This window comes from Bradyrhizobium sp. HKCCYLRH2047, assembly GCF_051168175.1.
In the GTDB taxonomy this organism is placed as follows: domain Bacteria; phylum Pseudomonadota; class Alphaproteobacteria; order Rhizobiales; family Xanthobacteraceae; genus Bradyrhizobium.
The window spans coordinates 237683-251585 of record NZ_JBNPUM010000006.1; the positions used below are offsets into that span (position 1 = coordinate 237683).

Annotated in this window: 14 protein-coding genes; 7 read left to right on the forward strand and 7 right to left on the reverse strand. The window is 65.5% G+C overall.

Annotated elements, in window-relative coordinates; all coding sequences use genetic code 11:
- Positions 1-65 precede the first annotated feature (65 nt).
- On the forward strand, positions 66-1517 hold the full coding sequence (locus tag ACQR1D_RS16810) for a LysM peptidoglycan-binding domain-containing M23 family metallopeptidase (RefSeq protein ID WP_316218778.1): 1452 nt from the start codon (positions 66-68) through the stop codon (positions 1515-1517).
- Positions 1518-1743: 226 nt separating this feature from the next.
- Here the strand turns inward: ACQR1D_RS16810 and ACQR1D_RS16815 are convergent, their stop codons facing one another.
- Positions 1744-2748: a DUF815 domain-containing protein gene (locus ACQR1D_RS16815; protein ID WP_434839845.1), complete on the reverse strand. Its 1005-nt coding sequence runs from the start codon at positions 2746-2748 to the stop codon at positions 1744-1746.
- Between the two features lie 203 nt (positions 2749-2951).
- Between ACQR1D_RS16815 and yajC the strand changes: the two genes are divergently transcribed.
- The 5 genes from yajC (at position 2952) to ACQR1D_RS16840 (ending at position 7340) form a co-directional block, all read left to right on the forward strand.
- The gene (gene yajC, locus ACQR1D_RS16820) at positions 2952-3320 is read left to right on the forward strand and encodes a preprotein translocase subunit YajC (protein WP_172108587.1); all 369 of its coding nucleotides are present in this window, start codon (positions 2952-2954) and stop codon (positions 3318-3320) included.
- Between the two features lie 88 nt (positions 3321-3408).
- A complete protein-coding gene (gene secD, locus ACQR1D_RS16825; RefSeq protein WP_434839846.1) occupies positions 3409-5010 on the forward strand; it encodes a protein translocase subunit SecD in 1602 nt (533 codons plus the stop codon).
- Positions 5011-5018: 8 nt separating this feature from the next.
- A complete protein-coding gene (secF, locus tag ACQR1D_RS16830) occupies positions 5019-6044 on the forward strand; it encodes a protein translocase subunit SecF (RefSeq protein ID WP_315799828.1) in 1026 nt (341 codons plus the stop codon).
- A gap of 55 nt (positions 6045-6099) precedes the next feature.
- On the forward strand, positions 6100-6483 hold the full coding sequence (locus ACQR1D_RS16835) for an Mth938-like domain-containing protein (RefSeq protein WP_315799829.1): 384 nt from the start codon (positions 6100-6102) through the stop codon (positions 6481-6483).
- The gene (locus ACQR1D_RS16840; RefSeq protein ID WP_434839847.1) at positions 6480-7340 is read left to right on the forward strand and encodes a phytoene/squalene synthase family protein; all 861 of its coding nucleotides are present in this window, start codon (positions 6480-6482) and stop codon (positions 7338-7340) included. The genes ACQR1D_RS16835 and ACQR1D_RS16840 overlap by 4 nt, the downstream gene beginning before the upstream one ends.
- Positions 7341-7353: 13 nt before the next feature.
- On the opposite strand, the gene ACQR1D_RS16845 is transcribed toward ACQR1D_RS16840, so the two are convergent.
- The 5 genes from ACQR1D_RS16845 to ACQR1D_RS16865 all read right to left on the reverse strand — a co-directional run bounded on the left by ACQR1D_RS16845 (position 7354) and on the right by ACQR1D_RS16865 (position 12099).
- Complete coding sequence (locus ACQR1D_RS16845; RefSeq protein ID WP_316178571.1) at positions 7354-8046, reverse strand: TauD/TfdA dioxygenase family protein; 693 nt, start codon at positions 8044-8046, stop codon at positions 7354-7356.
- 243 nt (positions 8047-8289) lie between these two features.
- Positions 8290-9180, reverse strand: coding sequence for a TauD/TfdA dioxygenase family protein (locus tag ACQR1D_RS16850; RefSeq protein WP_316178573.1), 891 nt, complete (start codon positions 9178-9180; stop codon positions 8290-8292).
- Between the two features lie 67 nt (positions 9181-9247).
- Positions 9248-10348 (reverse strand): serine/threonine protein kinase, encoded by a 1101-nt coding sequence (locus ACQR1D_RS16855; protein ID WP_316178574.1) that lies wholly within the window; start codon positions 10346-10348, stop codon positions 9248-9250.
- A gap of 7 nt (positions 10349-10355) precedes the next feature.
- Positions 10356-11789 carry a methylenetetrahydrofolate--tRNA-(uracil(54)-C(5))-methyltransferase (FADH(2)-oxidizing) TrmFO gene (trmFO, locus tag ACQR1D_RS16860; RefSeq protein WP_316178576.1) on the reverse strand — a complete coding sequence of 478 codons (1434 nt, stop codon included), beginning with the start codon at positions 11787-11789 and terminating at the stop codon, positions 10356-10358.
- 157 nt (positions 11790-11946) lie between these two features.
- Positions 11947-12099, reverse strand: a complete 153-nt coding sequence (locus tag ACQR1D_RS16865) for a DUF1127 domain-containing protein (protein ID WP_006614327.1) — start codon at positions 12097-12099, stop codon at positions 11947-11949.
- 477 nt (positions 12100-12576) lie between these two features.
- Here ACQR1D_RS16865 and ACQR1D_RS16870 point away from each other — a divergent pair, with 477 nt between their 5' ends.
- Complete coding sequence (locus tag ACQR1D_RS16870) at positions 12577-12840, forward strand: hypothetical protein (RefSeq protein ID WP_316178946.1); 264 nt, start codon at positions 12577-12579, stop codon at positions 12838-12840.
- Between the two features lie 67 nt (positions 12841-12907).
- Here the strand turns inward: ACQR1D_RS16870 and ACQR1D_RS16875 are convergent, their stop codons facing one another.
- A complete protein-coding gene (locus ACQR1D_RS16875) occupies positions 12908-13729 on the reverse strand; it encodes a lytic murein transglycosylase (RefSeq protein ID WP_315799836.1) in 822 nt (273 codons plus the stop codon).
- Positions 13730-13903: the final 174 nt, after the last annotated feature.

Genomic DNA, 13903 nt, shown 5'->3' on the forward strand with positions numbered 1-13903 from the left:
AAGCGCTTATTTACCGCGGCTGTGTTTACTCGAATTCGTTGTTTGTTGCGTACGAGTGAGTAACCATGCCCGCCACTGTCGAGTTGCTTCGCTCGCGCCGCCTGCCGCAGGTTGCGGCGTTGGCGCTGATGTCATTCGGCGTCGCCGGCTGCAGCGCCGACATGTCGACGCGGCTGTCGCAGACGCAAAATCCGTTTTCAAACCCGTTTGCATCCGATTCCACCGGGTCGGTGCAGGCGCAGCCGCCCCGGCAGCACCAGCAATACAGCCAGTCCTACACGCCGGCTCCCGCGCCGGCGCCAGCCTATTCGTCCTCGGCGCTGCCGCCCCCGGCGGTTGGGGCTCCGCAATCCTATCCGACGGGCGGCGGTGCCGGAGGCATGTCGTCGGGCGGGCGCGGCGTCGCATCCTATGCGCCACCCGCTGCGGTCCCCGTCGCAGCGCCCGCCGTCGCCGCACCCCAGGCCTATGCACAGCCGGCGCATTCCTATGCTCCGCCGGCCCAGCCGCGGCTCGAGACCACCGGCACCGTGCCGCCGCGTTCGGTCGCGGCCGCGCGTCCTGCCAGTGGCACCAAGATCATCGTCGGCACCAGCGATACGCTCGACATCCTCGCCAAGCGCTACCGCGTGACGCCGGCTGAGATCCTGGCTGCCAACGGCTACAAGGGGCCGCGCGCGTTGTCGCCGGGCCAGCAGCTGATCATTCCGCATCCTGGCGCGGTGGCGGCTGCGCCCGCGGCCCAGCCCGTTGCTGCGGCGCCAATGATCGCGCCGAAGCCGGTGGCGGCCGCAGCACCGTCCACCGTCCACTTCGTCAACCGCGGCGAGACACTCGCCAGCATCGCCCGCCAGAATCATCTGACGGCGGCTGAGCTCGCCCGCGCCAACAACATCGATCAGGCATCGCCGCTGAAGCTCGGGACCAGGCTGACCGTCCCTGGCAGGGCCGTAGCGGCAGCCGCGCCGGTGGCCCCGGTCGCAACCGTTCCCCAGGCGGTTGCGACCGTGCCGGCGCCAGCGCCGACGACGCGGGTTGCGGCGGCAGGTCCGGTCCAGAGCGCCCGCCTGGCCCAGGCCAATCCGGCGCCCGAGAAGGAGGAGGAGCCGGCGCGGCCGGCCGAAACCACCAGCTCGCTGCCGACCTTCCGCTGGCCGGCTCGCGGCAAGGTGATCACGAGCTACGGCGCCAAGACCAACGGCAAGTCCAACGACGGCATCAACATCGCCGTCCCCGAGGGCACCCCGGTGAAGGCAGCCGAAGATGGCGTCGTCGCTTACGCCGGCAATGAATTGAAGGGCTATGGCAACCTGGTCCTGGTGCGGCATTCCAACGGCTATGTCACCGCATATGCCCATGCGAGTGAGCTGATGGTGAAGCGCGGTGATCCGATCAAGCGCGGCCAGGTCATTGCCAAGTCGGGTCAATCGGGAGAAGTCGGATCGCCGCAGCTCCACTTCGAGATCCGCAAGGGATCGTCTCCGGTTGACCCGCTGCAATTCCTCAACGGGGCGTGAGCCGCGACGCCTGCCGTCCTCACATGCAAGGGCTCGCCTCTGGGCGAGCCCTTGTCGTTTGAGGCGGGATATCAGCCAAAGGCGTCATTGCGAGCGCAGCGAAGCAATCCAGGGTGGTGTGCGGGACTCTGGATTGCTTCGCTGCGCTCGCAATGACGGAGGCTGAGACTGGTTGCGTGCCACGCAGGCGACTGTCATCGCCTGCGATGGGGCGCGGAAGGTCGGATTACTTCGCGCTCAGCCGCACGCCGAGGCGGCCCGCCAGATCCTGCGTGAACTGCCAGGCGACGCGGCCCGAGCGCGAGCCGCGCGTCGTGGCCCATTCCAGCGCCTCGCGCTCCAACTGATCCTCGGCCACTGCGATGTCGAAATGGCTGCAATAGCCTTTGACCATCGCGAGATATTCGTCCTGGCTGCAGCGGTGGAAGCCGAGCCACAGGCCGAAACGGTCGGAGAGCGAGACCTTCTCCTCGACCGCTTCGCCCGGATTGATCGCGGTGGAGCGCTCGTTCTCGATCATCTCGCGAGCCAACAGATGGCGCCGGTTCGACGTGGCGTAGAGAATGACGTTCTCCGGGCGTCCCTCGATGCCGCCTTCGAGCACGGCTTTCAGCGATTTGTAGGATGCATCATTGCCGTCGAACGACAGGTCGTCGCAGAACACGATGAAGTGGAACGGTGCGGCACGCAGGATGTCCATCAGCGCCGGCAGGCTCTCGATGTCCTCGCGGTGGATCTCGATCAGCTTCAGCCGGTCGGCCGGCTTGCGCGTGACGTTGATGCTGGCGTGAGCGGCCTTCACCAACGATGATTTGCCCATGCCGCGCGCGCCCCACAACAAGGCGTTGTTGGCCGGCAGGCCGTTGGCGAAGCGCTCGGTGTTCTCGATCAGGATGTCGCGCATCCGGTCGATGCCCTTGAGCAGGTCGATCTCGACACGGCTGACGCGCGGCACCGTCGAGAGCCGGCCGTTCGGATGCCAGACGAAGGCGTCGGCCGCGTTGAGGTCCAGCGCGGGCGTGGCACCCGCATGGGTTGCTGCCAGATGCGCGGCAATCGCTTCCAGCGCACGGGCAATCCGGTCAGCCGTATCGTCGGAGGCGGGGCGGGCAGGACGTTTTGCCGCGATCTCTGGTGGCTTTTGCGCTGCAGGCCGGGTGCCTTTGGCGAGCGGTCCGAGGGCGTTTTTGGCGGGGCTACGGGACGGGGCTTTGGCTGGTTTTTTCGACATGCTGCAAGTTCCTGATGGGGCAGCCATATCGGGCCTCGCCGGCTGCCGCAAGCGGGGCGAAATGAAGGGGCGGGGCGCCTTGCTATTGGGACTGCTGCCGCTATATTCCGCGCGAAATTCGCAAGAGGCCGGCCCGCGCCGAGACATGCGTGGTTCGCCGGCTATTCCCGTCTCACCGGGCGCTGCCCACGAGGATCGACCACATGCTGATCACCCCTGCCTATGCCCAGGCCGCCGGCGCTGGCGACACCAACAGCATGCTGATGTCGCTGCTGCCGTTCGCGCTGATCTTCGTGATCATGTATTTCCTGATCCTTCGGCCGCAGCAGAAGAAGGTCAAAGAGCATGCCGACCTGGTCAAGAACGTCCGCCGCGGCGACACCATCGTGACCCAGGGCGGCCTGGTCGGCAAGGTGACCAAGGTCGTCGACGACGACCAGGTCGAGTTCGAGATCGCCGACGGCATCCGCGTGCGCCAGATGCGCCAGATGATCACCGGCGTCCGCACCAAGGGCGAGCCCGCGAAGGCAGACGCAAAGGACGACAAGAAGGACGAGAAGGCCGCGAGCTGATTGCGGCCCGGCCAGATGAACTCCGGCCTTCGCTCTCTAGTGATGTTCTGATTTTTCGGGCCGGCTACGGCCCTTACGGACAAGCTCCATGTTGTATTTCACGCGGTGGAAGGCGCTGGGCATCATTCTCACGGCGCTCGTCGTGTGCCTGTGCGCGGTGCCCAACTTCTTCTCCGAGGCGACGGTCAAGACCTGGCCGGCCTGGGCGCAGCGCCGGCTGGTGCTCGGCCTCGACCTGCAGGGTGGCTCCTATCTGCTGCTCGAGGTCGACTCCAACTACATCAAGAAGGAGCGGCTCGATGCCGTGCGCGACGACGTTCGCCGCACGCTGCGCGATGCCAAGATCGGCTACACCGGATTGGTGAGCCGGGGTGATGGGGTCGAGGTCCGGATCACCAAGGAAAGCGACACGGGAACTGCGATCTCCAAGCTGCGTGATCTCTCGCAGCCGCTCGGTGGGCTGCTCGGTTCCAGCGGCCAGCGCAGCCTCGAGGTCAGCGATGCCGGCGGCGGACTGGTCCGGCTGACGATCCCGCCGGCGGCCATCACGGAACGCATCCGCCAGACCATCGAGCAGTCGATGCAGATCGTCGAGCGCCGCGTCAACGAGCTCGGCACCGTCGAGCCGGTGATCCAGCGCCAGGGCAACGACCGCATCCTGGTGCAGGTGCCGGGCTTGCAGGATCCGACGCAGCTCAAGAACCTGCTCGGGCGCACGGCCAAGATGGAATTCCGCATGGTCGACACCTCGGTGCCGGCGGATCAGGCGATGCAGGGGCGGGTGCCGCCGGATTCCGAGGTGCTGCAGAGCGCGTCGCCGCCCAACCAGCCCTATGTCGTCAAGAAGCAGGTGCTGGTCTCCGGCGGAGATCTCTCCGACGCGCAGACCGGCTTCGACCAGCGCACCAACGAGCCGATCGTCACCTTCCGCTTCAACTCGGCCGGCTCGCGCAAGTTCGCGCAGGCCACGACCGAGAATGTCGGGCAGCCGTTCGCCATCGTCCTCGACAACAAGGTGATCTCGGCGCCGGTCATCCGCGAGCCGATCACCGGCGGCTCGGGCCAGATCTCCGGCAATTTCACCGTGCAGTCTGCCAACGAGCTCGCGATCCTGCTGCGCGCCGGCGCGCTGCCGGCGCCGCTCACGGTCATCGAGGAGCGCACCGTCGGTCCGGGCCTCGGTGCCGATTCGATCGCCAAGGGCGAGCTCGCCTCCTATGTCGGCTCGATCCTCGTCATCGTGTTCATGCTGGTGACCTATCGGCTGTTCGGCGTGTTCGCCAACATCGCCGTGATGGTCAACGTCGCGATGATCTTCGGCGTGCTGTCGCTGCTCAATGCCACGCTGACCTTGCCGGGCATCGCCGGCATCGTGCTGACGGTCGGCATCGCCGTGGACTCCAACGTGCTGATCTATGAGCGCATCCGCGAGGAGCTGCGCGGCGGCCGTAACGCGATCTCGGCGATCGACGCCGGCTTCAAGCGCGCGCTGGCGACCATTCTCGACTCCAACATCACCACCTTCATCGCCGCCGCCGTGCTGTTCTACATCGGCACCGGCCCGGTGCGCGGCTTCGCCGTGACGCTGGGCATCGGCATCCTCACCACGGTCTTCACCGCCTTCACGCTCACCCGCCTGATCGTGGCGGGGTGGGTGCGGTGGAAGCGGCCGCAAAGCGTGCCAATCTAGGAGCTACTGTGACACACTGGGTTCTCATCGGGCTTGGCATCCTGATCGTGGTGCTGACGGTGGTCAGCGCGCTCGGCCTGCTACCGTCGCTGCGCATCGTGCCCGACGACACGCATTTCGATTTCACGCAGTTCCGCCGCATCAGCTTCCCGATCTCGGCGGCACTGTCGATCCTGGCGATCGTGCTGTTCTTCACCCACGGCCTGAACCTCGGCATCGACTTCCGCGGTGGCACCTTGCTCGAGGTGCGGGCCAAGTCGGGCACCGCCGACATCGCCGGGATGCGTGCGAAGCTGTCGACGCTCGGCCTCGGCGAAGTGCAGCTGCAGCAGTTCGGTGCTGATACCGATGCATCGGTTCTGATCCGTATCGCCGAGCAGCCTGGCGGTGATGCCGCGCAGCAGGAGGCCGCCAACAAGGTGAAGGCGGCGATCGGTGATTCCGTCGAATATCGCCGCGTCGAGGTCGTGGGTCCGCGCGTCTCGGGCGAGTTCCTCGCCGTCGGCTTGCTTGGCCTGATGCTCGCGATCGTCTCGATCCTGATCTATCTCTGGTTCAGGTTCGAGTGGCAGTTCGCGCTCGGCGCCATGATCGCCAACGTCCACGACATCGTGCTGACTATCGGCTTCATGTCGATCAGCCAGGTCGACTTCGACCTCACCAGCATCGCGGCGCTGCTGACCATTCTCGGCTACTCGCTGAACGACACCGTCGTCATCTACGACCGTATCCGCGAGATGCTGCGGCGCTACAAGAAGATGCCGATGCCGCAGCTGCTCAACGAATCGATCAACTCGACCTTGTCGCGCTCGATCATCACGCACGTCACGGTGACCCTGGCGCTGCTGGCGCTGCTCTTGTTCGGCGGCCCGGCGATCCACAGCTTCACCGCGGTGATGATGTTCGGCGTCGTGCTGGTCGGCACCTACACCTCGATCTTCATCGCGTCGCCGATCCTCATCTATCTCGGCGTGCATTCGGTCCGAGCCGAAGCGCAGGAGGAGAAGCCGGCGGCGAAGAAGAAGATGCCGTGATTCGAAGGAAGCTTGCCTTCGGATCAGATCCGGAGGCAGCAAGCTGGTCTCGGACATGACCACTCCGAACGACACTCCGCACTTCCCGCGATCGGCGCCGATCGACGGCTATGGCAAAGGCGGCTTTGCCTTTGCCGGCATGTCGCACCGCGGCTCGCTGTTGTGCCTGCCCGACTCGATCTGGGCCTGGGATGTCACTCAGCCCGGCCAGATCGACCGATATTCGCTGCAGCGCGTTTTCGACGCGGCGAACAGAATCGACACGCTCATCATCGGCACCGGAAACGAAGTCTGGATCCCGCCCGCACCGCTGCGCGCGGCCCTGCGCGGCGTGAACGTCGTTCTCGATGCGATGCAGACCGGCCCCGCGATTCGCACCTACAACGTCATGATCGGCGAGCGGCGCCGGGTTGCGGCAGCGCTCATCGCCGTCCCATGAGCGAGACGAGCGCCAACAGCGACGCCGCGTTCTGTGCAGGCCTTGTCCGCCAGCACGATTTCGACCGCTACGCCTCGACGCTGTTCATGCCGCCCGAGCCCCGGCGTGCGCTGTTGTCGCTGTACGCATTCAACGTCGAAGTCAGCCGCATACGAGATCTGGTGTCGCAGCCGCTGCCGGGCGAAGTCCGGCTGCAGTGGTGGCACGACACGCTGACGGGTCACGAACATGGCGGCGCGGAGGGAAATCCCGTTGCGGCCGAATTGCTGCTCACCGTGCAGCGCTTCGCGCTTCCGGTCGAGCGGCTGACGCGCCTGGTCGATGAGCACCAGTTCGATCTCTATAACGATCCGATGCCGACGATGGCGGCGCTGGACGGCTATCTCGGCGACACGCGCGGCGCGCTGTTCGCGCTGGCCGCGCAGATCATTGCGCCGCCGTTTGCGGACGCCGATCATCTCGCGCACCATGCCGGCATCGCGCAAGGGTTGCTCCAGGTGATCGCGTCGCTGCCGCGCGATGCCGCCCACCGGCAGCTCTACGTTCCGCTCGATCTTCTCGCGCGGCATGCCGTCGGCCAGGAGGAGATGTTCTCCGGCAAGGCATCACCGGCGATCCAGGAGGTGATCATGGACCTGCGCGGGCAGGCCCGGCAGCATCTCGATCACACCCTCGAACTGGCGCGTCAGGCGCCGCCGGCCGTGCGGCCGGTTCTGCTGCCGCTCGCGCTGGTCCGGCGCGACCTCGCGCGGGCCGGGCCCCGCGACGATCCGTTTCAACCGCGCCCCCGCTCGCGCCTTGCGACGCTGTGGACGCTGTGGCGGGCCGCGGGGACGGCGAGTTTTCGCGCGCGCTGACGCCGTCGCGGGCTCAAGCCGAGGGCATCGTGTTCCAGAGTGGCGGGCTGTGCAGGAGTCTCGGCATGTCCGGCGGCTCGTGCCGGTGGATCGTGCAGCGGGTGTCCCAGACGACGAGATCACCGGGCCGGCAGGTGTGGGTCCAACTGAACTCGGGCCGTTCGGCAAGCTGCCAGAGATCGTCGAGCAGCGCGTCTGATTCGTCCTGCTCGAGGCCGACGACGTAGGAATGGCGGCGCTGCCCCAGTGCGAGCATCGAGCGGCCGGTATCGATATGATTGCCGACCAGCGGGTGCACCGGGCCTGCGATGACGGTGCGACGGCCGTCATCGGCGGTGTCGGTCGAGAGATGACGAACCTTCAGATGAGCGACGCGGCTGCGCAGCGCCGGCGAGAGCGCGTCATAAGCGGCGTAGAGGCTGCAGAATGACAGTCTGTCGCCCAGCAAGCCGCCGGGAGAGGTGTAAAATAGATCCGCGTGACCGAAGCGGCGGCTGAAAGCCGCGATGTCACGTTCACCAAGACGCTGGCCGCGCACGAGCAGGACCTGGTGCTTGAGCAGCGCGCGCATGAACGAGGCGAACGCCCAATCATCGAAGGATCCGAGATCGACATTGCAGACCTCGGCACCGAGCGTCTTTCCCGTCGGGATGACCTGGATGAGGCTGCTTTCGGCGCTTCGAGCAACGTTGCTTCTGAGACTCACTTGCGTCATCTCCCAAGTTTCACCAGCGCCTGCAAATCAACCATCGTAATTTGTCGCGGGTGTTTCGGCTCGGAGGCAATTCGCGGAAGGATCGCGGCACGATCTGCCGATTGTCGGCACACTCTGCCGCTCTGAGTCGGAAATTGGACGCTTCAAGGCGACGCACGAGGAAATATCCAGCAACCTGCAACTCATTCGCAGGCAATCTGGCGCTTGATCGTGCGGATGTCGCGCGCAAGCGAATCAGTGCGGGCGATTCGTTCCCTTGATCTGGGTCCGATGCATGATTCGCCGCGCATGATCATCGAACGGATCGCGCCGATGCATGGTGCAGCGATTGTCCCAGATGACGAGATCGCCGACCTTCCAGACATGCTCCCAGGCGAATTCCGGACGGGCTACATACGCCCACAATTCGTCGAGCAGTGCCTCCGATTCCGCCAGTTCGAGCCCGACCAGATAGGCGTTGCGCCGGCGGCCGAGATAAAGCATCTGCCGACCGGAATCGGGATGCGTGCAGACCAGCGGATGGATCGCGCCCGGCGAGGTGCGCGGATCATCGGTCGGCGTCACGCCCTGACGTACGAAGCCGCCGCTGTTGTAGGTGCCGTCGTGCTTGATCTTCAGATCCGCGACACGGCGCTTCAGTTCGAGCGGAAGCGCGTCGTACACGGCATACATGCTGCAGAACGAGGTGTTGCCGCCGGCGGGCGGAATTTCCAGCGCGTAGAGCGCGCTCGCGATCGGCGGCGTGTCGAGATACGACATGTCCGTATGCCACACCGCTTCTCCCGCGCCGAGACTGCCGATCGCCTCGCCATTCACCTTCACGTTCGAGACGATATAGATTTCGGGCAGACCGTCGACGAAGCGGCGCCCGTTCTCCTGCACCGGCGCCCAGTCGAGATCACCGAAGCGGCGGCTGAAGGCGATCAGGTCCTGGTCCGTCAGACCCTGGCCGCGCACCAGCAAAACGGAGTGCGTGTGAAAGGCGCGGAGCAGGGCGCCGAAGGCCGCATCGTCGAGATGCCTGAGATCGACATGTCGAATCTCCGCCCCGAGTTGCCGGCCAGTCGGGATGATCTCGATGCTCGACGACCGAGAGATTGTCGCCGCGCGGGTCTCGACGTTCATTGCCAAATCCTCCCAAACGACATTGCAACCACAGGATACAATGGCCGGGCCGCGAAGTCTCGTCCGCTCAGGCCGAAGGCAGCTTCAGGTCGGCCTCGAAATTGAACCGGTCGCGCAGGTTCTTGCGCGAGTCCAGGATGTCCTTGAGGAAGGCGCGATCACTGTCGCTCGTGAGCATCGGCTCGATCAGGTCGATCTGGTTCATCGCGACCAGCTGCAACAGCTCGGTGCGTGGCCTGCCGCTGGCGTCGCGCGGCAGGGCATGCACGACCTGGATGTGCTCCGGCGGCTTCGGGCCCTTGGCTGAAGCAAGCTCGTTCTGCAACTGGGTTTCAAGCGTAGGCTGCTCCCCCTCGACGAACGCATACAGCCCGACGCCGGTTCGGCGGTCGGCGAAGGCGACGATCGCGGCATCGCGCACGGCCGGGTTCTTCCGGATCATATCCATCAGCACCGGCGCATCGTTGACGAGGCGCCGTCCACCCCCCTCGCGGTCGGTGAAATTGAAGATGCCGCGCGTGATCGCGCGATACACCTTCTTGCCGGTCATCAGCCAGATGCGCGCGAACAGCGATTTGCGTGCCAGGATCTTGCGCTCCTTCGGCGTCAGCGCCTCGGGCGCGTAACTCCGCTTGTGCTTGAGCAGGTGACGCAAATCCTCATAGGCCGCGATCCGGAACAGGCGGCTGCGGCTGTCGAAGCAGGCGGCCAGCTGAAAGTCCGTCACGTAGCTATGGCCGTCGTGACCGACCAGCCAGTTCTGCTCCTTGGCGAGATCGTTGTGCGTGATTCCGGCGCGATGCAGCCGGCGCATCATCCGCTTGGCCGAGCGGAAATAGGCGACGTTGCCGTGCGGCTTGGCCAGATGCAGCGCCACGCCATTGATGAAGCCGCGGACCAGCGCGCGATCGCCCGCCCACAGCAGATCGGGGCCGGCGTTGAGCCCCCTGGCGCGCGTCAGCGCCTTGCGCTCGCGCGCGAACAAATGCCGCGCCAGCACGAACGACCACCACGGCACCTCGTCGAGCCGGCGCAGCACCGCATCGACTTCGCCGGCCTCGCTCTTGAAGCGGCCGCGCTCGACGGTCGAGAACACGTCGCGCTTGAGCAGCACGCCTTCGCTCCAACGTGCCGCCAGCACGGCGGAATCAGTCTTCGGCAAACTCATGGGGCTCTCACGCAGCGGCCGCGACGCGCAGGTGCTCGGCGATCCAGCGGTCGAGATCAGCCAGCGCGCGGGCGCTCATCGCCTGCTTCTTCGCCACCGTCTTCTCGTTGCCCTTCAGCCGCGTGCCGTCCGGCTTGCGGGTGGGGGCCGCCGCCAGCGGCGGGAACAGGCCGAAATTGATGTTCATGGGCTGGAACGAGCGCGTCGCGCCGTCGATCGTCTCGATGTGGCCGCCGGTGATATGGCCGAGCAGGGCGCCGAGCGCGGTGGTTGGCGGTGGCGGCAGCAGATCGGCGCCGCGCACCTCGGCGGCGGCGTAGAGGCCTGCGATCAGGCCGATGCTCGCCGACTCCACATAGCCCTCGCATCCCGTCATCTGGCCGGCAAAGCGAAGCCGAGGTTGCGCGCGCAGACGGAGCTGCGCATCGAGCAGCTTCGGCGAGTTGAGGAAGGTGTTGCGATGCAGCCCGCCGAGCCGCGCGAATTCGGCGTTCTCGAGACCGGGGATCGTGCGGAAGATCTGCTGCTGCGGGCCGTATTTCAGTTTCGTCTGGAACCCGACCATGTTGTAGAGCGTGCCGAGCTTGTTGTCCTGGCGCAGTTGCACGATCGCGTAGGGTTTGACGGTCGGATTGTGCGGATTGGTCAGGCCGACCGGCTTCATCGGACCATGGCGCAACGTCTCGTGACCGCGCTCGGCCATCACTTCGACCGGCAGGCAGCCGTCGAAATAGGGCGTGTTGGTCTCCCACTCCTTGAAGTCGGTCTTCTCGCCGGCGAGCAGCGCCGCGACGAAGGCGTCGTACTGCTCCTTCGTCATCGGACAGTTGATGTAGTCGGCGCCAGTGCCGCCCGGACCGACCTTGTCGTAGCGCGACTGGAACCAGGCCTTGGACATGTCGATCGTGTCCTTGTGCACGATCGGCGCGATGGCGTCGAAGAAGGCGAGCGCCGTCTCGTCGGTCAGGTCACGGACGGCCTCGGCCAGCGGCTGCGAGGTGAGCGGACCGGTGGCGATGATCACGTTCTCCCAGTCCGCCGGCGGCAGGCCGGTGATCTCGCCGCGGCGCAGCTCGATGCGCGGATGGCCTTCCAGCGCGCTTGCGACGGCGGCCGAGAAGCCGTCACGGTCGACGGCCAAGGCACCGCCGGCCGGGACCTGGTTGGCGTCGGCGGCCCGCATGATCAGCGAGCCGAGCCGACGCATCTCGGCATGCAGGAGGCCGACCGCGTTATTGGCCGCGTCGTCGGAGCGGAACGAGTTGGAGCACACGAGCTCGGCCGGCGTCGCGGTCCGGTGCGCCTCGGTCATGCGGTCCGGCCGCATCTCGTGCAGCACGACGTCGACTCCAGCCTCGGCGAGCTGCCAGGCGGCTTCCGAGCCGGCGAGGCCGGCACCGACAATGTGGACGGTCTTCGAAGGTGATTTGGAGCCTGTCATGCGCGGGACAGGTAGCGCTTTTCCCGAGCGCTGCAAATGCGCCAGTGAGGCTCGGCGCGAGAAAGCGGGCGCGTGTGTCGCCGTGTGCGAACCGCCCGAAAACGGCAACGCCCGCAGCGAGGCGGGCGATGTCCGGTAGAGATCGGAAGAGGGCTGATCAGCCGTTGTAGTGACCGGCAGCAACGCGCGGGATGTCCGAGCGATCGAGACCGATGTCGGCGAGTTCGCGATCGCTGAGCTGCGACAGCTCGGCAACGTTGCGCTGATACTCACGGAACGCCTGAACCATGCGGATGAGCGAGAGCAACATGAGAAATCTCCTTTAGTTCGCGATTCAGTTCTTCGTTGGAACTTCATCGTTGAAATGAACATAGAAGGGAATGTTGCGATGCGGAAGCGTGAATGTTGCGATGCAGCTAACCCCTCGGCGCATAGCTTGAGTAACGCTTGGGTAAGAATCGGGCAGGGCGCCCAGCTGCTGAGCGAATTGCAAAAAACCCCGTATTCATGCGGTTTTTCAATCGCTCGTTCGGATTGCCGGATCGCGTAATGCCAACTCCGATGCTGGACAAGTTTTGGAGGTGCCCGCCCGGCCCGTACCTCGCGAAATGCATGGGTTGATATAATGAATATAAATTCATTATTTTGGCTTTACCTGTCGAATGGAAGGCTCGCCATCACGGATCGCTCGCGGCGATTTCATTTCGTGCCATCTTGCGGAAGGTGCGACAAAGTGTCGCGGTATCCGGCAATGATGCCGATGCCGCCGCACCAGCGAGGAAGAACAATGAACAAACTGTTTGGGGCCGCGCTCATCACTGCGGCAATCGTGGCGTTCGGTCCGGCTCAGGCCGCGCGGATGCATGGCGCCGGCTGCAGCGGGGCCAACCTGGAAAAGACCGAGACGGCGATCGAGGCCATGGCCGACGGCGACGCCCGATACACGGCGCAAAAAGAGATCGCGGCGGCGCAAGACGCGCTTCTGAGCGGCAAGATGGGTGCCTGCAGCATGCACCTGACCAGGGCGATGCAGGCCGGGATGAGCAAGTAGCGGGCGTATCACAGCATCATCGAACGAACGGCCGGTCGCGATGCCGCGATCGGCCTCACTCTCCCTCCTACGGCGCCCGCGCCAGCTGGGTCGCGAACGTCGCGATCGTCCGCGCATAGACCTCGCTCTTGTTCCACTGCTGGATGACCGCAAAATTCGGGCCGCCGGGCTCCCAGTCCTTGCCCTTCTGCCAGCCATAGCCCTTCAAATAGTTCGCGGTGGAGGCGAGAACGTCGGGCGCGCTGCGGATCAGGTCGCGCCGGCCATTGCCGTCGAAATCCACGGCATATTTGATCCAGGACGACGGCATGAATTGGGTCTGCCCGATCTCGCCGGCCCAGGCGCCGTGCATCTCGGCCGGTTGAAGGTCGCCGCGGTCGACGATGCGCAGCGCATCCAGCAACTCGCCGCGGAACTGCTCGGCGCGGCGGCAGTCATGGGCCAGCGTCGCGAGCGCGCGGATGGTCGGGAACTTGCCGACGTTGACGCCGAAATCGGTCTCGAGACCCCAGATCGCGACCAGCACCTCGCCGGGCACGCCGTAGCTCTGCTCGATCCGCGACAGCACCGAGCCGTATTGCTTCAGCATGTTGGAGCCGCGGGTCAGGCGCGGCGGCACCATGCGCCCGGAGAACTCCTCGAAGGTCTGGCTGAACACCTTCTGACCGCGGTCGCGGTTCAGCACGCTCTGGTCGGGCGTCACGCCCGTCAGCGCCGCATTGATCGTGTTCTGCGAGATGCCTTTGGCCGCCGCTTCGGTCTTGAACTCGGCGAGCCAGCCGTCGAAATTGCCGTTGCCGCAGGGTACCGCGGCATGCGCTGGCGCTGACAGGGGGGTGAGGGCAGCGAGACAGGCAAGAGCGGAAACGGCGAGAACGCGAGCAATCATCGAAACACCTGGACGGCAATGGATTCAAAAGGCGTTGCTGGGCGTGCTCCATGTCGGGCGTAACCGCGGCAGCAGCAAGGCCTTTCGATCACATTGGCGTCGGATTTCGTGAGCGCCGCCACACTCTGCGGCCACTCGACGCGACCGCCGGCCTGGAGGCCGGCGGCAGTGAAG

What these genes read in the sequence shown, in the direction of transcription:
- ACQR1D_RS16840 (WP_434839847.1), top strand. Translation starts at nt 6,480, where the DNA reads ATGAGCGAGACGAGCGCCAACAGCGACGCCGCGTTCTGTGCAGGCCTT.
- ACQR1D_RS16870 (WP_316178946.1), top strand. Translation starts at nt 12,577, where the DNA reads ATGAACAAACTGTTTGGGGCCGCGCTCATCACTGCGGCAATCGTGGCG.
- ACQR1D_RS16855 (WP_316178574.1), bottom strand. Translation starts at nt 10,348, where the DNA reads ATGAGTTTGCCGAAGACTGATTCCGCCGTGCTGGCGGCACGTTGGAGC.
- ACQR1D_RS16865 (WP_006614327.1), bottom strand. Translation starts at nt 12,099, where the DNA reads ATGTTGCTCTCGCTCATCCGCATGGTTCAGGCGTTCCGTGAGTATCAG.
- ACQR1D_RS16835 (WP_315799829.1), top strand. Translation starts at nt 6,100, where the DNA reads ATGACCACTCCGAACGACACTCCGCACTTCCCGCGATCGGCGCCGATC.
- ACQR1D_RS16815 (WP_434839845.1), bottom strand. Translation starts at nt 2,748, where the DNA reads ATGTCGAAAAAACCAGCCAAAGCCCCGTCCCGTAGCCCCGCCAAAAAC.
- ACQR1D_RS16875 (WP_315799836.1), bottom strand. Translation starts at nt 13,729, where the DNA reads ATGATTGCTCGCGTTCTCGCCGTTTCCGCTCTTGCCTGTCTCGCTGCC.
- secD (WP_434839846.1), top strand. Translation starts at nt 3,409, where the DNA reads ATGTTGTATTTCACGCGGTGGAAGGCGCTGGGCATCATTCTCACGGCG.
- yajC (WP_172108587.1), top strand. Translation starts at nt 2,952, where the DNA reads ATGCTGATCACCCCTGCCTATGCCCAGGCCGCCGGCGCTGGCGACACC.
- trmFO (WP_316178576.1), bottom strand. Translation starts at nt 11,789, where the DNA reads ATGACAGGCTCCAAATCACCTTCGAAGACCGTCCACATTGTCGGTGCC.
- ACQR1D_RS16850 (WP_316178573.1), bottom strand. Translation starts at nt 9,180, where the DNA reads ATGAACGTCGAGACCCGCGCGGCGACAATCTCTCGGTCGTCGAGCATC.
- ACQR1D_RS16810 (WP_316218778.1), top strand. Translation starts at nt 66, where the DNA reads ATGCCCGCCACTGTCGAGTTGCTTCGCTCGCGCCGCCTGCCGCAGGTT.